This window comes from Pseudomonas sp. TYF_14, assembly GCF_043105275.1.
In the GTDB taxonomy this organism is placed as follows: domain Bacteria; phylum Pseudomonadota; class Gammaproteobacteria; order Pseudomonadales; family Pseudomonadaceae; genus Aquipseudomonas; species Aquipseudomonas alloputida.
In genome coordinates, this window is the sequence record NZ_JBICLK010000082.1 from 1 (window position 1) to 22,368 (window position 22,368).

Below are 22,368 nucleotides of genomic sequence, written 5' to 3' on the forward strand. Positions count from 1 at the left end.
TCGCGCCCCTTTCGCGACACAAGGCCGCTCCCACAAAAAAGCAGACCGCAACTGGGTTGAAATCTCCGCAAAAAAAAACCGCCACTGTTGTCAGCGGCGGTTTTGAGTATCGCAATGCCCTTAGAACGGCATCTTGAAGCCCGGCGGCAGCTGCATGCCGGCGGTCATGCCGCCCATCTTTTCCTGGCTGCTCTGCTCGACCTTGCGCACTGCGTCGTTCAGCGCAGCGGCAATGAGGTCCTCCAGTACTTCCTTGTCGTCTTCATCAGTCGACATCAGGCTCTGGTCGATGCTGACGCGCTTGACGTCGTGACGACCGGTCATCACCACGCTCACCAGACCGCCACCGGACTGACCGGTGACTTCGGCGTTGGCCAGTTCTTCCTGCATCTTCTGCATTTTTTCCTGCATCTGCTGGGCCTGCTTCATCAGGCCGGCCATGCCACCTTTCATCATGGGGTATACCTCGATTGGGTCATGTGATGCGGCCCGGCACCGGGCCGGCCGCATGGTTATCCATTACTGGCCCTGACTAGCCAGGGCTTCTACAGGCTCAATAGTATCCTGCCGCACCTTGGCGCCGAACAACTTGATCATCTGCTGGATCAACGGATCCTGCTCGATCGACGCGACGGCGTCCTGCTGGCGCTCGGCTCGCTTGCGTGCCGCCGCCTGAGCCGGGGTTTCCTGCTCTGGCAGGATCAGCTCGATGCGCAGGTTCAGCGTGCGCCCCAGGTGCTGGTTGAGCGCTTCGTTCAGGCGCCGCTGCTGGGTGGCGTTGAACAGCGCCCCCTGGCCAGGGTCCAGGTGCAGCAACCAGTCGTCGCCATCGGCGGCAATCAGCGTACAGTTTGCCGCGATGTTGCCTGTCATCCCGGACACAGGCAACTGTGGGAATAATTCCAGCCATTGCAAGGCCAGGCCGGTGGCCGGTTTGGCTGCCGGCAACGGTTCGGCAGCCGGTTTGGACACGTCTTCCTGAACATGTTCGGCCAATTCGTCCAGGTAGCTGAAACCTGCCGGATCGCTTTCGCCACCGTAATAGTCTTCGTCAAGCGGCGGCTCATCGTCGCGCTCCATCCCCACGGCGGCGTAGGCAGACGGGTCGAAAGGCGGCTCGTCGTGTGCCGGGGCGGCCTGTGTGGGCGCCACCGGGGCAACAGGCTCGGGCGCAGGTGCCGGTTCAGGCGCAGGTTCAGCCGCTAACGGCGCGGGTGCAACGGCAGGCTCTTCCCACGGCAGGTCGACCACTTCGGCGACCGGCTCAGGTACGGAGATGGCCTCGGCTTCGGCCTTCAGCTCAACATCTGCCTCGGCCTCCGGCTCATGATCAGCCGTCGCGGGTGCTGGCACCTCCAGCTGCGGGGCTTGCGCAACAGGCTCCGCCGGCACAGCCGCGACAGGCGGTGAAAGCGCGACCGGCGCCGCAGCTGCCACCTGCCCTGCAGGATCAGCTGTGGCCTGGCTGATCCCCGTTGGCTTTAGCACCGGCTTCGGTGCGTCGTCCGTGTCTGCCGGGCGGAACGCCAGCATACGCAGCAGCACCATCTCGAAGCCACCGCGCGGGTCCGGCGCAAGGGGCAGATCACGGCGGCCAATCAGGCCCATCTGATAATAGAACTGCACATCCTCGGCCGGCAGCGCCGAAGCCAGCGCCAATACCCGCTCGCGATCACCCTGGCCGTTGTCTACCGCTTCGGGCAGCGCCTGGGCAATGGCTACACGGTGCAGCACATTGAGCATTTCGGCCAGAACGCCCGACCAGTCCGGCCCTTGCTCGGCCAGATTACGCACGGCCTCCAGCAAAGCCCTGGCATCGCCTTCGAGCAGTGCCTGCAAGACCCCATACACCTGGCCATGGTCGAGGCTACCCAACATGGCACGTACATCGGCGGCCAGTACCTTGCCTTCACCGAAGGCGATGGCCTGGTCGGTCAGGCTCATGGCATCACGCATGGAGCCGTCGGCCGCCCGCCCCAGCAGCCACAGGGCATCTTCCTCGAACGGCACGTTCTCGGCGGCAAGTACGTGGCTGAGGTGCTCCACCACCCGCTCCGGGCTCATGTTCTTCAACGAGAACTGCAGGCAGCGCGACAGGATGGTGGCCGGCAGCTTCTGCGGGTCGGTGGTGGCGAGGATGAACTTGACGTAGGGCGGCGGCTCTTCCAGCGTCTTGAGCAAGGCGTTGAATGAGTGGGTCGAGAGCATGTGCACTTCGTCGATCAGGTAGACCTTGAAGCGCCCACGGCTAGGGGCGTACTGCACGTTATCGAGCAGTTCGCGAGTGTCCTCTACCTTGGTACGGCTGGCGGCGTCGATCTCGATCAGGTCGACGAAACGGCCTTCGTCGATTTCCCGGCACACCGAACAGGTGCCACAGGGCGTGGAGGTGATGCCGGTTTCACAGTTCAGGCACTTGGCGATAATACGGGCGATGGTCGTCTTGCCCACCCCGCGGGTACCGGTGAACAGGTAGGCATGGTGCAGGCGCTGGTTGTCCAAGGCATTGATCAAGGCCTTGAGCACATGGGTCTGGCCGACCATTTCGCGGAACGAGCGCGGACGCCATTTTCGTGCAAGAACCTGATAACTCATCGAAAAACCATCGTAGCCTGATCGAGCGGAAGATCGCTAATGCTAGCGGAGCGGGGGCAAAATTGCACCCTGCGCAACTCGTCTAAGCTTGGAATGGCGCATTGTCCAGGGAGGATTGCCTTTGCGAAGACTGCTGGCCCTGTTACTGCTGTGGTCTACAAACAGCCTGGCTGACCAGCCGGTGCTGCGCTTCTCCGTAGCCGAGAGCTGGAGCATGCCCCTGGTACGCATCGAAGGCGATCAGCCAGTGGAGGGATTGCTTTACGACCTGATGCAAGCCGTTGCCAGGCAAGTGGGCGCTCGCCCCGAGTTCCACGTCATGGCCCGCCTGCGCCTGGAGGAGGCCATGAGCAGCGGCGATATTGATGTGCGTTGCTACGTCAGTACCCAGTGGCTCAACGACCGTCCAAGGGATTTTGTGTGGAGTATCCCGCTGATTCATCAGCGCGACGTACTGGTTGGCCGCCCCGGCGACAGCACCCCGATGCCCCCGGAGCAACTGCCACGCCAGGCGATCGGCACGGTGCTGGGCTACACCTATTCAACCCTGCAACCACTGCTGGACAACGGCCAGCTGCACCGTGAGGACAGCCGCAACCAGTTGCTGGTGCTGCAAAAGCTGCAGGCCGGCCGGTACCGCCATGCGGTGAGCAACCAGTTGTCGTTGCAGTGGTTCAACCAAGGGTTGCCAGCGGAGCAGCAATTGCAAGCGCTGGCGGTGCTGGACGAACAGGATTTGGGGTGCATGGTGCGCAACGATCCGGCGATACCGACACAAGGGCTGTTGCGGGCGTTGGTAAGGATGAAGCAGTCGGGGGAGATAGAGCGGATTTTGCAGCGGTATGAAGCGACGGGCGAGCCGGACAGTATGTCGTGGCCCGCCCCGAAATACCCAGCAAAATGCCGGCACACAGCCAGCGCAACTAATGACCCTGCTCATTTCGCGACCGCTTGCGCAACTGTCTTGCTCAATTTCTAAAAGCTGGCGCGATCCCTGTGGGAGCGGGCTTGCCCGCGAACACGGGCGAAGCCCGTGCCATCCACCGCGCTATATTCTTCGCGGGCACACCCGCTCCCACAGCGTTGTGCGGCACACTCACAATCTCTATCACAAACTCAACGTCACCGGCCTTTACGTTCAAACGCCACGCTGACAGCATCCGCCTGCCCCCAGGTAATCTGCATGGCCCGCAACCCATGCTCCAATAACTGCCTGGTTTCTTCGTCCTGAATACGCTCAAGCGCCCGCCGGCTATCGCTGTAGGCGAACATCAGGTAGTGGGAAACATTCATCAACGCGAACTCCATCGGGACGATGCCTTCGCTGATCGCGCGGGAAAGGGATTTGCCTTGGGGAAGATCGAAGACGTGGGGCGGATCGGGGACCAGTTTTTTCATGAGTTCACCATACCGGGCTGATAGCACCCTTTCGCTTCCACACTTAGGGTGACAGTTGTACGCGGGGTGGAAGACCAGGGGTATGGCAAACCCGGCAGGCCCGAAGGCCTCCCACGCACAACCGTCATATCGACAGCCGCCAAACCACCCAGGCTTCCACACCCGATCGCTGAACTGACCGCGACCGAAAAAGCCTAGTGGGCGAGGTTGACCGGGACAATCAGACGGGAGTCGACGGAGATCGTAGGATAATTCGCTATACCTACCTGACATGTAGGAGCTTTCTTCGATTGATATCAGATCCGTCTAAAATTACTCCGACGTGACATACATGACGATCTTGATCGCAATTGGACTACAACACTCACTGGAAGACGGCGGTTTCGCGACCGAACCAAACCGCACACAATCAAGCCCGCCCCCCGGCACCTTCGCCGCAACAGAATAGACAGCCCGATGCATCAGGATGATCGTGAACATCTCGAACTTGAGAAGTTACAAAATGAAGGCCGAAAGTTAAGGGCCGAGGCACAGAAATTTGTAGCGGAAGCGCGTAAGCTCCGGCAGGAGGCGTTCTGGTACCCAATCGCAACGGGTTCAGCAGTTGTCACGACCATAGTTGGCGTAATGGCACTGGCCAGCAAGCTCTGAGCTTCGATTAATCCAGCCACAAGGAGTAACAAATGCACCGCGCCGCCCAGGATCACACCAGAACAGCACTGAATGAAGCAGAAGCGTTCGCCGAAGAAATGCGCAACCTTCGAGCGTCTTCGCCATGGACGGGTGTGCTCCTTTTTTACATCGGCGCAATCTCTACAGGGGTACTGCTGTTAGCAGGCATGCTGATTTTGCGCTCGCTCTGACCCAACTCCCTGCCGTCACACTAAAGCAAGTAAACCCGCACTCAAGAACAACCCCACACCAAACACAAAATGCGTGGCCAGGCTCTTCAGGCAGTTACGCGCAGGCGTCGGCGTCCTGGACGAAAAGAACCCTGCCCCCATCGCTGGCTGCATGAAGCACAGCGGCGCCACGGCTGTACCCACACCCACAACTACTGCAGGTAAAAGAGTAGGCGACCGCAACCAGCCCTCCCCTACGATCACAACCAGCAGCATCGCGAAAAGCACGCCGGTGGCGTAGTGAATCACCCATCCCCACGCCAACTCATTTTGCACCGGTTCCGCTTTGGCAATCGCCTGATGAGAAACACGCCCGCCTAGCAGGTGCCCCGCCCAACGTCCGACCATGGCGAAATTCAGCGTTGCGATACCTAACCGCCTCAGCAGCAACCCCCACAGGTCCATCACTACAGTGGCACCAATGCCAATCGGCAATGCAGCTAGAAACATCGCAGTAAACGTCATTTGAACAAGCCCTCGAAGGTTGACGGTCATTACCATGCCGCGCAGCATAGAAGTTGAAGTCAACTTCAAGTCAAGGGCCCGAAATGGACATTGCCGACGTCGCCAAACGCACTGGCGTACCTGCATCGACACTGCGTTACTACGAGAAGAAAGGCTTGCTCAAGTCCTTGGCCGGGCGCGGCCAGCGTCGACAGTTTGCAGCCGATGTGGCAGACCGGTTGGCGCTGATCGCCCTGGGGCAGGCTGCGGGGTTTTCGCTGGATGAAGTGGGGGCGATGCTGGTGGACCTGCAGGTCGACCGGCAGATGCTGATGGCCAAGGCGGACGAGCTGGATGCGCGGATCAAGCGGTTGCAGGCGATGAGCAAGGGGTTGCGGCATGCCGCGCAATGCCCTGAGAAAGATCATCTGGCATGCCCGAAATTCCAGCAGCTGATGAAGCTGTCGGCGGCGGGAGCATTGGGCGAAAAGCAGGCAAGAACGAAGGCGTTCGTTACAGATTGAGGTTTTCCGACCCCAGAAATGGAGGCGGCCCCACCAGCCACACCCCGGCACTCGATGTTCCCGCTATGGCTGCTCCCTTCCGGGCCTGACCAGGTTAACGGGTAATCAATGCGGAGGGACCGATGGGGCCACCACTACATGTCTCGCTGAGCAGCGAGTGGCGCCATTGTACCGGTCTTGGGCGCAGATACAACCTCTAGGTTGGAAAAAATCATCATTTCTCAATGACTTGTCCTGTCCGAGGTGTTCGCACACACCTTTACGGCTCCGACAGACCGGCTACCGGGATTGAAAGCAAATCGGTGGTGATCTTACGACTGCCTGACATTCAAACCACGGACCTGGTGAATCAAGGCATGTTCCGTAACTCCACGATTGTAGAATCCCCATTTTGGCGTATTGCCTGTGGTATCCAGGGTACGGCACTTGAAGATGTACCCAGGGTCTGGCGCCTCATCCTGATCAATGGCGAAGGCCTGTGGGTAGCCATTAAAATTCAAAAGCAAATAACCTAGCTCCCGATCCGTTGAAAGCTGGACGGCCAGTTGAATGCGCTGCCAAACATCAGCCTGGACAGGAGTCGACCATATGAACAACCACTTTTTCTCGACATTGGTCGGATCATCACCTGGTGTGGCATGGATAAGTTCCAGCCGACCATTATTCACCCTCAGGAGAAAAGGGTAGTTCTGATGACCACCGCTGAAAGATTTCCATTGAAAAATGACGAAAGGCCTGCCTGCTACGTTATCCACGGAGGAGAACTTGCTCGACCACGAAAAAGTGTAACGCTCCCCATCAAAAAAATTATGCCTGGCCCCATTGCTCACCACTCCATTGGCCTCACAACGATAGTCATCTGGGTCTGATGGTGTAGACGGCTTGTCGAATCGCCATACCAGCCCCTCGCCAAGGTCGACGGCGCTCAGACTTCCGGACATAGTTTCAAATGAATAGAACTTATCATCTGGAGACTGCCCAACCCTCTCAGGCCCAGCACACCAGGCAAACAATTGACTTGTGTTGGCATTCATATAAGCACACCCACCTAGCATTGAAAAAACAGCGCCTTGGATCAAAGCACAAGTGGACGTTAGCACTGCGCTGAAGCACCTCACAACTAGCAGAATTACCAGGACCGACACGACAGCTAGATTCCATATAGCCCAGCCCTGGCGCGAATCGCCACTAGCCCCCTACGTACAATCCAAACTCAGAAAACAACGCTTCAGGTAATTTTGGCGAAAGCGGATACCAGGACAGATACCCATAGATTTGCAAGGGCCGCGCAAACAGATAATACGCATCCACACTCTCTAATTACGTAAACGCAGCAATTCAAGAGCGGTTAAACCATGCCTTTTCAAATATCCGAGGCAGACAGCAGTAAGTATTTGACTGACAGGCAGGTGAACTGTGCCACGGTCAGGCCGCCAAGGGGCCACGGCAATGTAGGTGGTGACGCTGAAATTCAGGGGCCGCTTTGCAGCCCTTGTCGACACGAGGGACGCGCGCAGGGCTCTAGACAGTGATGCCCTGCCCGGCCAGGAATGTGACAAAGGCATCTTCGTCCAGCACCTTCACACCCAACTCGGCCGCCTTGGCCAGCTTCGAGCCTGCCCCAGGCCCAGCCACCACGCAATGGGTCTTGCCAGACACCGAGCCGGCAACCTTGGCCCCAAGGCTTTCCAGCTTGTCCTTGGCAATGTCGCGGCTCATGCGCTCCAGCGTACCGGTCAGCACCCAGGTCTGGCCGGCCAGCGGCAAGCCTTCGGCCACCTTCTTCTCGCTGCTCCAGTGCATGCCGAACGCCAGCAGCTGGGCTTCGATGTCCCGGGCCAGTTTCTGGTTCGCTTCATCCTTGAAGAACTCACGCACTGCGTCGGCCTGCTTGGCCGCCAGGGCCTGGCGCAGGTCAATGCCGTCGGCGGCGATGATCTTGTCCAGGCTGTCGAGCCTGGCCACCAACTTCTCGGCACCGGTCGGGCCGACGGAGGCAATGTCGAGCTTGGCGATCATCCCGGCCAAGGTGGTGCTGGCGGCAAATTCGGCAGCCAGCTCACCTTCGTCCTGCAACTGCATACCGCTGTCGAGCAGCTGCTGGATAACCTTCTGGTTGTGCTCGTCTTCAAAGAAATTGTGGATCTCGTAGGCCACTTCGAGACCGATGTCCGGCAAATAGGTCAGCACCTGCGGCAATGCCTGCTGCACGCGCGCCAGGCTGCCCAGCGAGCGGGCCAGCACCTTGGCGGTCTCCTCGCCGACATCCGGGATGCCCAGCGCGTAGATGAAGCGCGCCAGGCTCGGGCGCTTGCTGGCTTCAATGGCATCCAGCAGCTTCTGGGTAGACACCTCGGCGAAGCCTTCCAGGCCGACGACCTGCTCGAACTGCAGCTTGTACAAATCAGCCGGCGAGCCGATCAGGCCTTCATCCACCAACTGCTCGACGCTCTTCTCACCCAGACCGTCGATGTCCATGGCACGGCGCGACACATAATGAATGATCGCCTGCTTGAGCTGGGCGCCACAGGCCAGGCGGCCGACACAGCGGTACACCGCACCTTCGCTGGTGGTTTCCTTGCCCTTGCTGCGCTTTACCAGCCGGGTACGCTCGACCTGCGAGCCACAGACCGGGCATGCGCTTGGCACCTCTACCGGGCGGGCGCCTTGCGGACGACGCTCCAGCACCACCTGCATCACCTGCGGGATCACGTCGCCGGCCCTGCGAATGATCACCGTGTCGCCGATACGCAGGCCCAGGCGGGCGATTTCGTCCATGTTGTGCAGGGTGGCGTTGGACACCGTCACACCGGCCACCTTGACCGGCTTCAGCCGCGCCACAGGCGTTACTGCACCCGTACGGCCAACCTGGAACTCGACATCCAGCACCTCGGTCAGCTCTTCCATGGCCGGGAACTTGTGGGCAATCGCCCAGCGCGGCTCACGGGCGCGGAAGCCCAGCTCGCGCTGGGCGGCCAGGCTGTTGACCTTGAACACTACCCCGTCGATCTCATACGGCAGGCTGTTACGCCGCTCGCCAATCTCGCGATAGTAGGCCAGGCACTCTTCGATGCCCGCCGCATGTTTGAGCTCGCGGCTGATCGGCAGGCCCCAGGCCTTGAGTTGTTCGAGGATGCCGATGTGGCTGTCGCCGATACTCTCGGACACCTGGCCAACGCCATAGCAGCAGAACTCCAGCGGGCGGCTGGCGGTAATTTTCGAATCCAGCTGGCGCAGGCTGCCAGCGGCAGCGTTGCGCGGGTTGGCGAAGGTCTTGCCACCGGCCTCGGCCTGGGCGGCATTGAGCCGGTCGAAGCCGGCCTTGCTCATGTACACCTCGCCGCGCACCTCCAGCACTGCCGGCCAGCCCTTACCCTGCAACTTGAGCGGGATGTTGCGCACGGTGCGTACGTTGGCGCTGATGTCTTCGCCAGTGGTGCCGTCGCCACGGGTGGCGCCCTGCACCAGCTGGCCGTCGCGGTACAGCAGGCTCACGGCCAGGCCATCGAGCTTGGGTTCGCAGCTGTAGTCGACCGCGCCCGGCTGATCGAGGCCTTCTACCACGCGACGGCCGAACTCACGCAGGTCGGCTTCTTCGAAGGCGTTGCCCAGGCTGAGCATGGGCACTTCGTGGCGTACCTGGCTGAACGCCGCCAAGGCAGCTCCACCCACACGCTGGGTGGGCGAGTCGGGGGTTACCAGGTGCGGGTGTTCAGCTTCCAGCGCCTTGAGCTCGTTGAACAGGCGGTCGTATTCGGCATCAGGCACGCTGGGCTCGTCGAGCACGTAGTAGCGATAATTGTGCTGATCGAGCTCGGCACGCAGTTCGAGGATACGGGTTTCGGCGGTCATGGGATTTGTCTTCTCTTGCAAAGCAAAAGAGCAGCTTGGGGTGGTGCGTGGGGTTCCAGGTGTCTGTTGACTGTGCCAGCCTCTTCGCGGGTAAACCCGCTCCCACAAGGGCGTCACATGCCCTAGGGCGGTGATGTACCTGTAGGAGCGGGTTTACCCGCGAAGAGGCCGGCACAGGCAACGACGATACCCGAACCGGCCAGCACGCCCTCAGGCTGCTCTTTCGTCTGGATCTGTCAGCGCTTCTGGGTTAGCGCACGGCGCTCGAACTCGACGATACGCTGGCGGTAGTGCTCGATGGTCTGGGCGGTCAGCACGCTGCGCTGGTCGTCCTTGAGCTCACCGTTCAGTTCGTGGGCCAGCTTGCGTGCCGCGGCAACCATCACGTCGAAAGCCTGCTTCGGATGACGTGGGCCCGGCAAGCCGAGGAAGAAGCTCACAGCGCGAGTGCTGAAGTGATCGATGTCGTCCAGGTCGAACACGCCAGGCTTGACTGCGTTGGCCATCGAGAACAGCACCTCGCCGTGACCAGCCATGCTCTCGTGGCGGTGGAAGATGTCCATTTCGCCGAAGCGCAAGCCGCTTTCCAGGATGTTCTGCAGCAGCGCCGGGCCCTTGAAGCCACCCTCGTCGCGCGAGATCACGCTGATGACCAGCACCTCTTCGGCAGGCGGCAACTCCTTGACGCTGTTGCTGGCAGGCGCTGCGCCGCTGCTACGGTTGTTGTCGGCGGCAAAGTCGTCATCGCTGTCGGCAAACAGGTCGGGCTCGCGCGGCTCGGCGCTCAGGTTCAGGTCACCCTGGTGCACATCGGCAGCCGCACTGGCACGCTTGCCGCGCTTGCTGGCCTTGACCGGCTTGGGCTCACGCTCGCGATCACGCGCAGACGCGCTGAGCGACGGCAGGTCGCTTTCGTCCAGCTCAGGCTCCTTGTGGGTATCGAGCACTCGCGACGGGCCGAGCACTTCGGCACTGCCACCCTCTTCGTCCGGCAGGTTGGAATAACTGCGATCCAGACGGAATTTCAACTTGCCTTTCCCGCCGCGCATGCGGCGCCAGCCGTCGAAAAGAATCCCGGCGATAACAATGATGCCGATGAGGATCAGCCACTCGCGCAGACCGATTTCCATGTAATCCCGTGCCTCTATAAAAATATGCTTGAAAACAAAGGGTTCAAAGCCCTTTAACACGTGGCGCCAACTCTATGTTCTGACAGGCGTTTTACCCACGCAAAAAACGAGTGACATTAAGCTAGCACGACCAAAGACAACTTTACACCGTCTGTCGCACACGGCGGGGCATTTCGCTGCAGAATGTGCCCCTATCGTCGTGCATCAAGCGTCGACCATGGCCATGGCCGCCTCCACATCAACCGCAACAAGGCGTGAACAACCTGGTTCATGCATGGTCACCCCCATCAATTGGTCCGCCATCTCCATGGCAATCTTGTTATGGGTGATGTAGATGAACTGCACGCTTTCACTCATTTCCTTGACCAGACGCGCGTAGCGCCCGACGTTGGCATCGTCCAGCGGCGCATCGACCTCGTCGAGCATGCAGAACGGTGCGGGGTTCAACTTGAAGATGGCAAACACCAGCGCCAAGGCGGTCAGTGCCTTCTCGCCGCCGGACAGCAAATGGATGGTGCTGTTCTTCTTGCCCGGTGGGCGCGCCATGATCGTCACCCCTGTATCGAGTAAATCTTCGCCCGTCAGTTCCAGATAAGCGCTGCCACCCCCGAAAACTTTTGGGAAAAGTGCCTGTAATCCGGCATTTATCTGATCAAAGGTATCCTTGAAGCGGTTGCGGGTTTCCTTGTCGATCTTGCGGATGACGTTTTCGAGGGTCTCCAGCGCTTCGACCAGGTCGGCGTCCTGGGCGTCCAGGTAACGTTTCCGCTCGGACTGCTGCTCGTATTCTTCGATGGCCGCCAGGTTGATCGCCCCCAGGCGCTGGATGCGCGCTTCAAGCTGTTCCAGCTCCTGCTCGGTGCCCTGCTCGCTGGCCTCGGCTTCCAGGGTGGCGAGCACGCCTTGCAGGTCATAGCCGTCGGCCAGCAACTGTTCCTGCAAGGTCTTGCGCCGCACATCCAGGCCTTGGCACTCCAGGCGCAGCTGCTCCAGTTGACCACGCAGCAGCTGGGCCTGCTGCTCGGCCTGGGTGCGGCGTTTTTCGGCATCGCGCAGTTCGCGGTCAGCTTCGTCCATGTGCAGGCGAGCCAGGCGCATTTCCTCGTCGACGCTCATGCGCCGCTCCAGCAGCTCCTCCAGCTTCAGACGCAGTTCTTCCTGCGGGGCTTCACCCTCCTCCAGGTTCAGGCTCAGTTGTTCCTGGCGTTCGGTCAGGCGCGCAGCTTGCTGCTCCAGACGCTCCAGCGCCTGGCGGGTAGAGTCGTGCTGGGCACGCAGCGACCCCAGGCGCACCGCCAGCTGGTGAGCGTGGTCCTTGTGCTGGCGGGCCTCCTGACGCACCCGGTCAAGGCTTTCGCGCAAGGTATCGCGGCGGGCCATCAACTGTTCGCGCTGCTCGGTGTCCTGGGCCATGAGCTCCAAAGCCTCTTGCAGCAGCAGGCGCGCTTCGCCCAGTTGCTCGTGTTCCAGAGCGCGCTGTTCTTCCAGCTCGCTCAGCTCTTCCTGCAGGCGGCGGCGGCGCAGCTCGACCTGCTCGGCGCGCGCGCGGCTGGCCGAAAGACTGGCCTTCAGTTCGCCGTGCAGGCGGTTTTCATCCTGGGTGCGGCGGCGCAACTGTTCGCGCTGCTCCTCCAGGTCCAGTTGCTGCTCGCGCAGGGCCTGCAACTGTTGATCGAGTTGCTCCAGCGCCGCTTCCTGTTCCAGTTGTTCCTGGCCCAGGCGTTCGATTTCCTGGCCGCGCGCCAGCACGCCGCCTTCGGCCTCGCCACCCCGGCGTACCCGCAGGAAGTGCCGGCCGACCCAGTAGCCATCGCGACTGACCAGGCTCTGCCCTTCGCCGAGCGATCCGCGCTGCTCCAGTGCCTGAGCCAGGTCTTCCACAGGCCTGACCTGGCCCAGCCAGGGCGCCAGGTCGATACGGCCCTCGACCTTCTCCAGCAAGCTGCCGGGCAACGTCGCCCCCGCGCCGACGGCCAGCAACAAGCGCAGCTCACCCTGTTCCAGGCCGGCAAAATCGAGGTCGTTGAAATCGTCCACCAGCACAGCCTGCAGATCGGCGCCAAGCACCGTCTCTACCGCCAGCTCCCAACCCGGCTCCACCCGCAAGCCTTCGGCCAGCCGCGGCTGTTGCTCCAGCCCTTGGCCGTGCAGCCATTGCGCAGCACCTGCGCCCGGCTCCAGGGCGGCCTGCTGCAAGGCTTCAAGCGAGGCCAGGCGCCCACCCAGGCGCTGCAGGTCGCCCTGTGCCTGCTGTTGCGCCTGGGTGGCCTGCTGCAGTTGCTCGCGCGCGCTTTCCAGGCGCTCGATCACCTGCTCTTCGCAGAGCTGCAGTTCTTCCAGCAGCATTTCGCTGCTGGCCAGTTGCTCGGCCAGTTCGAGCATGGCGGCATCCTGCGGGTCGCTGCCCAGTTGCTCGCGCTCCTCGACCAACTTGCGCTGGCGCTCGGCCTGGCGCTCAAGGCTGGTTTCCAGCTGCTGCAGGCGCGCCTGCTGCACTTCGGCCTGGCGGCGCGGTTCGGCGGAGCGGCTGTTGAAGCTGTCCCACTGTTCCTGCCAGCCGTGCATGCCCAGCTCGGCCTCTTCAAGCGCGGCAGCGGCTTCCTCGGCAGCAGCCAGGGTCATTTCCTGCTCGGGTTCGAGCATGGCCAGCTCTTCGCCCAAAGTCGCCAGCAGGGTGCGGTCGTGCCCCAGGTGCGATTCGGTTTCCAGGCGTGTGCGCTCGGCTTCCTTGAAGTCGTCCTGCAACTGCCGCAGGCGCTGCTGGCCGTGCTGAATGCTCTGCTCGACCCGGGCGATGTCACCGGCCACCGAGTAGAAACGGCCCTGCACCTGGTTGAAGCGTTCGGACAGTTCGTGATGACCGTCGCGCAGGCGTTCGATACTGGCATCGGCATTGCGCTGCTCGGCCACCAGTGCCTCGTGAGAAACGCCCTGATCACCGATCACCGATTCGCGCTGGCGTACTTGTTCGTCCAGGTCTCGCCAGCGCAAGGCAGACAGGCGCGCTTTCATCTGCCGCTCCTGAGCCTTGTACTCACGGTACTTTTCGGCTGCCTGGGCCTGGCGATGCAGACGCTCCAGCTGGCGCTCGAGCTCTTCGCGCAGGTCGGTCAGGCGCGCCAGGTTTTCCTGGGTGCGGCGGATGCGGTTCTCGGTTTCGCGGCGGCGCTCCTTGTATTTGGAAATGCCAGCCGCTTCCTCGATGAAATTGCGCAGCTCCTCGGGCTTGGCCTCGATCAGCTTGGAGATCATGCCCTGCTCGATGATCGAGTAGCTGCGCGGCCCCAGACCCGTCCCAAGGAAAATATCCGTGATGTCACGCCGGCGGCACTTGGTGCCGTTGAGGTAATAGCTGTTCTGCCCGTCGCGGGTAACCTTGCGGCGGATCGAAATCTCGGCGTAGGCGGCATACTCGCCGACCAGGGTGGTTTCGCTGTTGTCGAACACCAGCTCGATACTGGCCTGGCTGACCGGCTTGCGGCCACTGGAGCCGTTGAAGATGACGTCGGTCATCGACTCGCCGCGCAGGTTCTTCGCCGAACTCTCGCCCATCACCCAACGCACCGCGTCGATGATATTGGACTTGCCGCAGCCGTTTGGGCCGACCACGGCCGCCATGTTGCTGGGGAAGTTGACCGTGGTCGGGTCGACGAACGACTTGAACCCGGCCAGGCGAATGCACTTCAGGCGCATCGGTCAGCCTCTGGCCAGTGCCGCCAGCACCAGTTCGCAGCTGCGCTGGCCATAGGCGGTGAGCACCTCGCGAATGCGCGGCAGGTCACGCGAGACCACGGCTTCGAGCAAGCGGGCGAACAGGTCGAGATAGTCGATCATGTTGGCCTGGCGCTGGTCCAGCGACAGGTAATAGGCACGGCTCATGGCCGGCTGCAGGTTTTCCACGGTTTCCTGCAGGAACGGGTTGTCGGCGAACGGATAGGCCGCACGCATGACCGCAAAACTGTCGGCGACGAAGGTCTTGATGTCGAGCTGGTCATGGGCACGCTGCAGCCGCTGCTGGATTTCCAGAAACGGGCGCAGGTCGGCTTCGGTGCGCCATTTTTGCGCAACCGCATTGCCCAGCAGGATGTAAAACTCGCCCATCAGTGAGCACAGGCTGCGAACGCTGCGTTCGTCCAGCTGGGTCACATGGGCGCCCCGGCGCGGCAGGATCGCCACCAGATGGCGGCGCTCGAGGATCAGCAGTGCTTCGCGCACCGAGCCGCGGCTGACGTTGAGCGCCTGGGTAACTTTCTGCTCCTGGATACGTTCGCCTGGCGCCAGCTCGCCGCGGATGATGCGTTCGGCCAGGTAATCGGCAATCTGCTCGGAGAGGCTGTCCGGGGCCTTGAACGTCATGGTTTTCCTTCAAAATCATTGAACTGGGCACAAGGGGCGAATTGTAGCGTACTTGGGCGGTAATCGCGCAGAGGGGCCAGGTGGTTTATTTGACCTGTCAGACAGCCGCGCGCCCGGCGCGATCTATGCTTGTAATAGAGGCAGTGTGTGCGGCTGGGCATGGACATGTGCATTTTCTTGACCCTTGAGTCAGAAAAATATTGACCTGCTAGACAGGTCTTGCTTAGAGTCCGCCCAACAACAATAAAACCATTGCGAGGCCTTCCCCGTGATCCAGTTTCTCGTCAACCAGGAGCTGCGTAGTGAGCACGCCCTGGACCCTAACATGACGGTGCTGCAGTACCTGCGCGAGCACCTGGGCAAAACCGGCACCAAGGAGGGCTGCGCCAGTGGAGACTGCGGCGCTTGCACCGTGGTGGTCGGCGAACTGATCCAGGACGACCAGGGTAACGACAGCCTGCGCTACCGCAGCCTCAATTCGTGCCTGACCTTTGTGTCGTCGCTGCACGGCAAGCAACTGATCAGCGTCGAGGGGCTCAAACAACAGGGTCAACTGCACAGCGTTCAGCAAGCGATGGCGGACTGCCACGGATCGCAATGCGGCTTCTGCACGCCCGGCTTCGTCATGTCACTGTTTGCCCTGCAAAAGAACAGCAGCGGCCCCGACCTGCATCAGGCCCAGGAAGCCCTGGCTGGCAACCTGTGCCGCTGCACCGGTTACCGACCGATCCTCGACGCCGCCGAGCAGAGCTGCCGCCAGCCCTGCCGCGACCAGTTCGATACCCAGCAGGCGCAAACCATCAGCCGCCTCAAGGCCATTGCCCCGACCCAGACCGGCGAGCTGAACAGCGGCGACAAGCGCTGCCTGGTGCCGCTGACCGTGGCGGATCTGGCCGACCTGTACAGCTCGCACCCCGAAGCGCGACTGCTGGCCGGTGGTACCGACCTGGCGCTGGAAGTTACCCAGTTCCACAAGACCTTGCCGGTGATGATCTACGTTGGCCATGTGGCAGAACTCAAGCGCATCGAGAAAACCGCCAGCCACCTGGAGATCGGCGCCGCCACGCCACTGACTGACTGCTACGCCGCGCTGAACGAGGAGTACCCTGACTTCGGGGCACTGCTGCACCGCTTCGCCTCGCTGCAGATCCGCAACCAGGGCACCCTCGGCGGCAACATCGGGAACGCCTCGCCAATCGGCGACTCGCCACCCCTGCTGATCGCCCTGGACGCGCAGGTGGTGCTGCGCCAGGGTGAACGCCAACGGGTGATGCCGCTGGAAGACTACTTCATCGACTACCGCATCACGGCTCGCCAGGACAGCGAGTTCATCGAGAAGATCATCGTACCGCGCGCCTCCAGTGACTGGGCGTTCCGCGCCTATAAAGTGTCCAAGCGCCTGGACGATGACATCTCCGCCGTGTGCGCAGCCTTCAACCTGAGCATCGAAGACGGTGTGGTCAGCGGTGTGCGTATCGCCTTCGGCGGCATGGCGGCGATTCCCAAGCGCGCCCGCGCCTGTGAGGCGGCGCTGCGCGGCAAGCCGTGGGACCAGGCTGCCATCGAGCGCGCCTGCCAGGCCCTGGCCGAGGACTTCACCCCGCTCAGCGACTTCCGCGCCAGCAAGGAATACCGCCTGCTGACCGCGCAGAACCTGCTGCGCAAGTATTTCATCGAACAGCAAACACCGTACATCGAAACCCGGGTGACCGCTTATGTCTAACCATCACGTAGCCAAGAGCCAGGCCGAGATGGCCGAACTGTTCAGCCAGGACCTGACCACCGGGGTCGGCCGCAGCGTCAAGCACGACAGCGCCGACAAGCATGTATCGGGGGAGGCGCTGTACATTGACGATCGCCTGGAATTCCCTAACCAGTTGCATGTGTATGCACGTACCGCCGACCGCGCCCATGCGCGCATCCTGCGCATCGACACCACGCCGTGCTATGCCTTCGAGGGTGTGCGTATCGCCATCACCCACGAAGACATCCCCGGCCTGAAGGACATCGGCCCGGTGGTGGCCGGCGACCCGCTGCTGGCCATCGACAAGGTCGAGTTCTTCGGCCAGCCGGTGCTCGCTGTCGCTGCCCGCGATCTTGAAACCGCACGCAAAGCGGCCATGGCCGCCATCGTCGAGTACGAAGACCTGGAACCGGTGCTGGACGTGGTCGAGGCGCTGCGCAAGAAGCACTTCGTGCTCGATAGCCACACCCATCAGCGCGGCGATTCGGCTGCCGCCCTGGCCAGCGCCCCGCATCGCATTCAGGGCACCCTGCACATCGGCGGCCAGGAGCACTTCTACCTGGAAACGCAGATTTCCTCGGTCATGCCTACCGAAGACGGCGGCATGATCGTCTACTGCTCCACCCAGAACCCCACCGAAGTGCAGAAACTGGTCGCCGAAGTACTCGACGTGCCGATGAACAAGGTGGTGCTGGACATGCGCCGCATGGGCGGCGGTTTTGGCGGCAAGGAAACCCAGGCCGCCAGCCCGGCATGCTTGTGCGCGGTAATTGCGCGCCTGACCGGCCAGCCAACCAAGATGCGCCTGCCGCGGGTCGAAGACATGACCATGACCGGCAAGCGCCACCCGTTCTACGTCGAGTATGACGTGGGCTTCGACGACAACGGCCGGCTGCACGGTATCAATTTCGACCTGGCTGGCAACTGTGGCTATTCGCCCGACCTGTCCGGTTCGATCGTCGACCGTGCCATGTTCCACTCCGACAACGCTTACTACCTGGGCGATGCCACCGTCCATGGCCACCGCTGCAAGACCAACACCGCCTCCAACACCGCCTACCGCGGCTTTGGCGGCCCACAGGGCATGGTCGCCATCGAGCAGGTGATGGACCATATCGCCCGTCATCTGGGCCGCGACCCGCTGGCCGTGCGCAAGGCCAACTATTACGGCAAGACCGAACGCAACGTCACCCACTACTACCAGACCGTCGAGCACAACATGCTCGAAGAGATGACCGCCGAGCTGGAGGCCAGCAGCGACTACGCCGAGCGACGCGAGTCGATCCGCCGCTTCAACGCCAACAGCCCGATCCTGAAGAAAGGCCTGGCACTGACACCGGTCAAGTTCGGCATTTCGTTCACCGCCACCTTCCTCAACCAGGCCGGTGCACTGATCCATATCTACACCGACGGCAGCATTCACCTGAACCACGGCGGCACCGAAATGGGCCAGGGCCTGAACACCAAGGTGGCCCAGGTGGTGGCGCAGATCTTCCAGGTGGATTTCAGCCGCATCCAGATCACCGCTACCAACACCGACAAGGTGCCTAACACCTCGCCTACGGCTGCTTCCAGCGGCGCCGACCTGAACGGCAAGGCGGCGCAGAACGCCGCCGAAATCCTCAAGAAACGCCTGACCGAGTTTGCCGCACGGCACTATCAGGTGACCGAGGAAGACGTCGAGTTCCGCAACGGCCATGTGCGGGTGCGCGACCAGATCGTCAGCTTCGAGCAACTGGTGCAGCAGGCCTACTTCGCCCAGGTGTCGCTGTCCAGCACCGGGTTCTACCGCACGCCGAAGATCTTCTACGACCGCAGCCAGGCCCGCGGCCGGCCGTTCTACTACTTCGCCTTTGGCGCTGCCTGCGTGGAAGTGATCGTCGATACGCTGACCGGCGAATACAAGATGTTGCGCGCCGACATCCTGCACGACGTGGGCGATTCGCTGAACCCTGCGATCGACATCGGCCAGGTGGAGGGTGGTTTCATCCAGGGCATGGGCTGGCTGACCACCGAAGAGCTGGTGTGGAACGCCAAAGGCAAGCTGATGACCAACGGCCCGGCCAGCTACAAGATCCCGGCCGTGGCCGACATGCCACTGGACTTGCGGGTGAAGCTGGTGGAGAACCGCAAGAACCCGGAAGACACCGTGTTCCACTCCAAGGCCGTGGGCGAGCCCCCGTTCATGCTCGGCATTGCTGCCTGGTGTGCAATCAAGGATGCCGTGGCCAGCCTGGCTGATTACCGCGTGCAGCCGCAGGTGGATGCGCCGGCAACGCCGGAGCGGGTGCTGTGGGGCTGCGAGCAGATGCGCAAGGCAGTGGCTGAAACACAGTCGCGCGAACGGGAACTGGAAACCATCACCCCCTGACAACGCAAGGCCCTTGTAGGAGCGGGTTTACCCGCGAATGCGATATCAGCTCCAACGCTACATTCGCGGGTAAACCCGCTCCTACCAGGGTCGGCAGCATGGCTTAGAGAGGTTGCATCATGCACCAATGGATCAACGCCCTCGCCGACCACCAGTCCCGTGGCGAAGCTTGCGTGCTGGTGACCATCATCGAAGAGCGCGGCTCTACCCCGCGCAACGCAGGCTCGAAGATGGTGGTCAGCGCCAGCGGCCTGTTCGACACCATCGGCGGCGGCCACCTGGAATACAAGGCGCTGCACATCGCCCGGCAAATGCTCGAAGAGCAGCGCACCACCCCGCACCTGGAGCGCTTCAGCCTCGGTGCCAGCCTGGGCCAGTGTTGCGGCGGCGCCACCGTGCTGCTGTTCGAGCCGATGGCCGCGGTGCAGGCGCAGATCGCCGTGTTCGGCGCGGGCCATGTCGGCAGGGCTCTGGTACCCTTGCTCGCCGCGCTCCCCTGCCGGGTGCGCTGGATCGACTCGCGTGAACAGGAATTCCCCGAACTCATCCCCAATGGGGTGACCAAGGTCGTCAGTGAGGAACCGGTCGACGAAGTCGCGGACCTGCCGCCCGGCAGCTACTGCATCGTCATGACCCACAACCACCAGCTCGACCTGGAACTGACTGCCGCCATTCTCAAGCGCAACGATTTCACCTGGTTCGGCCTGATCGGCTCGAAGACCAAACGGGTCAAGTTCGAGCACCGCCTGCGCGAACGAGGCTTTGACGAGGCCGTGATGGCCCGCATGCGCTGCCCGATGGGCCTGGCCGAGGTCAAAGGCAAGCTGCCCATCGAGATCGCCGTGTCCATCGCCGGTGAAATCATTGCCACTTACAACGCCTGCTTCGGCCAGCACGACGCTGCCGCCAATGCCGGCCCCATTGCCCAGTTGCTGCCGCCCTCCCGGCGCAGCCAAGCCATTTGACGAGTGTGTTATGACCGTTACCCGCAAAGCCTACCGTGCCGCCATCCTGCACAGCATTGCCGACCCGGCCGAGGTGGGCCTGGAGGCTTCCCATGAATACTACGAAGACGGCCTGCTGGTGGTCGACGATGGCCGCATCAGCGCCGTGGGGCACGCCAGTGAACTGCTGCCGACGCTGGATGCCGGCATCCCGGTCGAGCACTACCAGGACGCGCTGATCACCCCGGGCTTCATCGATACCCACATCCACTTCCCGCAGACCGGCATGATCGGTTCCTACGGCGAGCAGCTGCTGGATTGGCTCAATACCTACACCTTCCCCTGCGAAAAACAGTTCGCCGACAAAGGCCACGCCGACCAGGTGGCGAAGATCTTCCTCAAGGAACTGCTGCGCAACGGCACCACCACTGCGCTGGTATTCGGCAGCGTGCACCCAGAGTCGGTGAATGCCCTGTTCGAAGAGGCTGAACGCCTGGACCTGCGCCTGATCGCCGGCAAGGTAATGATGGATCGCAACGCGCCGGACTACCTGACCGACACCGCCGAATCGGGCTATGCCGAAAGCAAGGCACTGATCGAGCGCTGGCATGGCAAGGGCCGCCTGCACTATGCAGTCACCCCGCGCTTCGCCCCAACCAGCACACCGGAACAATTGACCCTGGCCGGCCAATTGCTCAAGGAACACCCCGGCGTGTACATGCACACGCACCTGTCGGAAAACCTCAAGGAAATCGACTGGGTCAAGTCGCTGTTCCCCGAGCAGAAGGGTTATCTGGACGTCTACGATCACTTCGAGCTGCTGGGCGAGCGCTCGGTGTTTGCCCACGGCGTACACCTGTGCGACGAAGAGTGCCAACGCCTGGCCGAAACCGGCTCGGCCGTGGCCTTCTGCCCCACCTCCAACCTGTTCCTCGGCAGCGGCCTGTTCAACCTGCCCCAGGCCGAGCGGTTCGGGGTCAACGTGGGCCTGGGTACCGACGTTGGCGCCGGCACCAGCTTTTCTCTGCTGAACACCCTGAACGAGGCATACAAGGTGATGCAGCTGCAAGGCGCGCGCCTGCATCCGTACAAATCGCTGTACCTGGCCACCCTCGGCGGCGCCCGCGCACTACGCCTGGACGACCGTATCGGTAGCCTGCGCCCGGGCAACGATGCCGACTTCGTGGTGCTGGACTACAAGGCCACGCCACTGCTGGACTACCGCATCCAGCAGTCCAACAGCATCGAAGAAACCTTGTTCGTGCTCACCACCCTGGGCGATGACCGTACCGTCCGTGAAACCTACGCCGCCGGGCGCTGCGTGCACCAGCGTTAAGGTTCTTTCGCCAGGCCCCGATACAGCGCGCCGCCGATAGCAGCACCGATCAGCGGCGCCACCCAGAACAGCCACAGCTGCTGCAGGGCCCAGCCACCGACGAACAAGGCCGGCCCCGTGCTACGCGCGGGGTTGACCGAGGTATTGGTCACCGGGATCGAGATCAGGTGGATCAGGGTCAGGGCCAGGCCGATGGCGATGGGTGCAAAACCTGCCGGCGCGCGGGCGTCGGTCGCCCCCATGATGACCACCAGGAACATCGCCGTCATCACCACTTCACTGACAAAGCCCGCACCCAGCGTATAGCCACCGGGCGAGTGGTCGGCGTAGCCGTTTGAAGCCAACCCCGCAGACAGCTCGAAACCGGCCTTGCCGCTGGCGATGAGGTAGATCACACCGGCCGCCAGGATGGCACCGATCACCTGGGCGATCACATAAGGCAGCAGCTCTTTTGCCGGGAAGCGCCCGCCCACCACCAGCCCAAACGACACGGCAGGGTTTAGATGGCAACCAGAAATATGGCCGATGGCGAAGGCCATGGTCAGTACGGTGAGGCCGAAGGCGAAGGCGACACCGAGCACACCGATGCCGAGAGGGGAACTGGCTGCGAGTACCGCACTGCCACAGCCACCAAGGACCAGCCAGAAGGTGCCGATCAGTTCGGCCCCCATGCGTTTACCCAGGGACATGCTCATGAATCCATTCCTCAAGAAGTTGAACGCAACGAATGCGCAAGCCCAACTGCTTGATGAAGGTTTGCTCACAAGAATTT

General features: G+C 62.0%; 18 protein-coding genes and 1 other RNA gene. 8 read left to right on the forward strand and 11 right to left on the reverse strand.

Going from position 1 to position 22,368, the window contains the following annotated elements; translation table 11 throughout:
* Positions 1–120: 120 nt before the first annotated feature.
* Both ACF8O8_RS21760 and dnaX read right to left on the reverse strand, forming a co-directional pair.
* A complete protein-coding gene (locus tag ACF8O8_RS21760) occupies positions 121–456 on the reverse strand; it encodes a YbaB/EbfC family nucleoid-associated protein (protein WP_003254305.1) in 336 nt (111 codons plus the stop codon).
* A 63-nt stretch (positions 457–519) separates the two neighbouring features.
* Positions 520–2,595, reverse strand: coding sequence for a DNA polymerase III subunit gamma/tau (gene dnaX, locus ACF8O8_RS21765; protein ID WP_010955014.1), 2,076 nt, complete (start codon positions 2,593–2,595; stop codon positions 520–522).
* Between the two features lie 121 nt (positions 2,596–2,716).
* On the opposite strand from dnaX, the gene ACF8O8_RS21770 reads away from it, so the two are divergent.
* Entirely contained in the window at positions 2,717–3,574 is an 858-nt protein-coding gene (locus ACF8O8_RS21770; protein WP_392510452.1) for a substrate-binding periplasmic protein, read from the forward strand.
* Between the two features lie 143 nt (positions 3,575–3,717).
* Here ACF8O8_RS21770 and ACF8O8_RS21775 read toward each other — a convergent pair whose 3' ends face one another.
* Entirely contained in the window at positions 3,718–3,993 is a 276-nt protein-coding gene (locus ACF8O8_RS21775) for a hypothetical protein (protein ID WP_392510453.1), read from the reverse strand.
* A gap of 456 nt (positions 3,994–4,449) precedes the next feature.
* Here ACF8O8_RS21775 and ACF8O8_RS21780 point away from each other — a divergent pair, with 456 nt between their 5' ends.
* Together ACF8O8_RS21780 and ACF8O8_RS21785 are read left to right on the forward strand one after the other, a co-directional pair.
* A complete protein-coding gene (locus tag ACF8O8_RS21780) occupies positions 4,450–4,644 on the forward strand; it encodes a hypothetical protein (RefSeq protein ID WP_020193510.1) in 195 nt (64 codons plus the stop codon).
* Positions 4,645–4,676: 32 nt separating this feature from the next.
* On the forward strand, positions 4,677–4,856 hold the full coding sequence (locus ACF8O8_RS21785) for a hypothetical protein (RefSeq protein WP_010955016.1): 180 nt from the start codon (positions 4,677–4,679) through the stop codon (positions 4,854–4,856).
* Between the two features lie 15 nt (positions 4,857–4,871).
* On the opposite strand, the gene ACF8O8_RS21790 is transcribed toward ACF8O8_RS21785, so the two are convergent.
* Positions 4,872–5,360, reverse strand: coding sequence for a DUF2938 domain-containing protein (locus tag ACF8O8_RS21790; RefSeq protein WP_049588270.1), 489 nt, complete (start codon positions 5,358–5,360; stop codon positions 4,872–4,874).
* A gap of 83 nt (positions 5,361–5,443) precedes the next feature.
* On the opposite strand from ACF8O8_RS21790, the gene ACF8O8_RS21795 reads away from it, so the two are divergent.
* Entirely contained in the window at positions 5,444–5,863 is a 420-nt protein-coding gene (locus ACF8O8_RS21795; RefSeq protein WP_010955018.1) for a helix-turn-helix domain-containing protein, read from the forward strand.
* Positions 5,864–5,891: 28 nt separating this feature from the next.
* On the opposite strand, the gene ffs is transcribed toward ACF8O8_RS21795, so the two are convergent.
* The 6 genes from ffs to ACF8O8_RS21825 all read right to left on the reverse strand — a co-directional run bounded on the left by ffs (position 5,892) and on the right by ACF8O8_RS21825 (position 15,201).
* Positions 5,892–5,988, reverse strand: an RNA gene (ffs, locus tag ACF8O8_RS21800) — signal recognition particle sRNA small type.
* 186 nt (positions 5,989–6,174) lie between these two features.
* Positions 6,175–6,897 carry a heparin lyase I family protein gene (locus ACF8O8_RS21805; RefSeq protein ID WP_392510454.1) on the reverse strand — a complete coding sequence of 241 codons (723 nt, stop codon included), beginning with the start codon at positions 6,895–6,897 and terminating at the stop codon, positions 6,175–6,177.
* Positions 6,898–7,384: 487 nt separating this feature from the next.
* Positions 7,385–9,715, reverse strand: a complete 2,331-nt coding sequence (gene ligA, locus ACF8O8_RS21810; protein WP_392510455.1) for an NAD-dependent DNA ligase LigA — start codon at positions 9,713–9,715, stop codon at positions 7,385–7,387.
* 236 nt (positions 9,716–9,951) lie between these two features.
* The gene (gene zipA / locus ACF8O8_RS21815; RefSeq protein WP_392510456.1) at positions 9,952–10,845 is read right to left on the reverse strand and encodes a cell division protein ZipA; all 894 of its coding nucleotides are present in this window, start codon (positions 10,843–10,845) and stop codon (positions 9,952–9,954) included.
* A gap of 204 nt (positions 10,846–11,049) precedes the next feature.
* Positions 11,050–14,538 carry a chromosome segregation protein SMC gene (gene smc / locus ACF8O8_RS21820; protein ID WP_350298133.1) on the reverse strand — a complete coding sequence of 1,163 codons (3,489 nt, stop codon included), beginning with the start codon at positions 14,536–14,538 and terminating at the stop codon, positions 11,050–11,052.
* 3 nt (positions 14,539–14,541) lie between these two features.
* On the reverse strand, positions 14,542–15,201 hold the full coding sequence (locus ACF8O8_RS21825; protein WP_010955022.1) for a GntR family transcriptional regulator: 660 nt from the start codon (positions 15,199–15,201) through the stop codon (positions 14,542–14,544).
* Positions 15,202–15,469: 268 nt separating this feature from the next.
* Between ACF8O8_RS21825 and xdhA the strand changes: the two genes are divergently transcribed.
* The 4 genes from xdhA (at position 15,470) to guaD (ending at position 21,596) form a co-directional block, all read left to right on the forward strand.
* Complete coding sequence (gene xdhA / locus ACF8O8_RS21830; protein WP_392510457.1) at positions 15,470–16,924, forward strand: xanthine dehydrogenase small subunit; 1,455 nt, start codon at positions 15,470–15,472, stop codon at positions 16,922–16,924.
* Positions 16,917–19,316, forward strand: coding sequence for a xanthine dehydrogenase molybdopterin binding subunit (gene xdhB, locus ACF8O8_RS21835; RefSeq protein WP_064493457.1), 2,400 nt, complete (start codon positions 16,917–16,919; stop codon positions 19,314–19,316). The genes xdhA and xdhB overlap by 8 nt, the downstream gene beginning before the upstream one ends.
* Before the next feature lie 119 nt (positions 19,317–19,435).
* A complete protein-coding gene (xdhC, locus tag ACF8O8_RS21840; protein WP_010955025.1) occupies positions 19,436–20,281 on the forward strand; it encodes a xanthine dehydrogenase accessory protein XdhC in 846 nt (281 codons plus the stop codon).
* Between the two features lie 10 nt (positions 20,282–20,291).
* Positions 20,292–21,596 carry a guanine deaminase gene (gene guaD / locus ACF8O8_RS21845; protein ID WP_010955026.1) on the forward strand — a complete coding sequence of 435 codons (1,305 nt, stop codon included), beginning with the start codon at positions 20,292–20,294 and terminating at the stop codon, positions 21,594–21,596.
* On the opposite strand, the gene aqpZ is transcribed toward guaD, so the two are convergent.
* Positions 21,593–22,291, reverse strand: a complete 699-nt coding sequence (gene aqpZ, locus ACF8O8_RS21850) for an aquaporin Z (RefSeq protein WP_014590205.1) — start codon at positions 22,289–22,291, stop codon at positions 21,593–21,595. The two genes, guaD and aqpZ, sit on opposite strands and share 4 nt — an antisense overlap.
* Positions 22,292–22,368 lie beyond the last annotated feature (77 nt).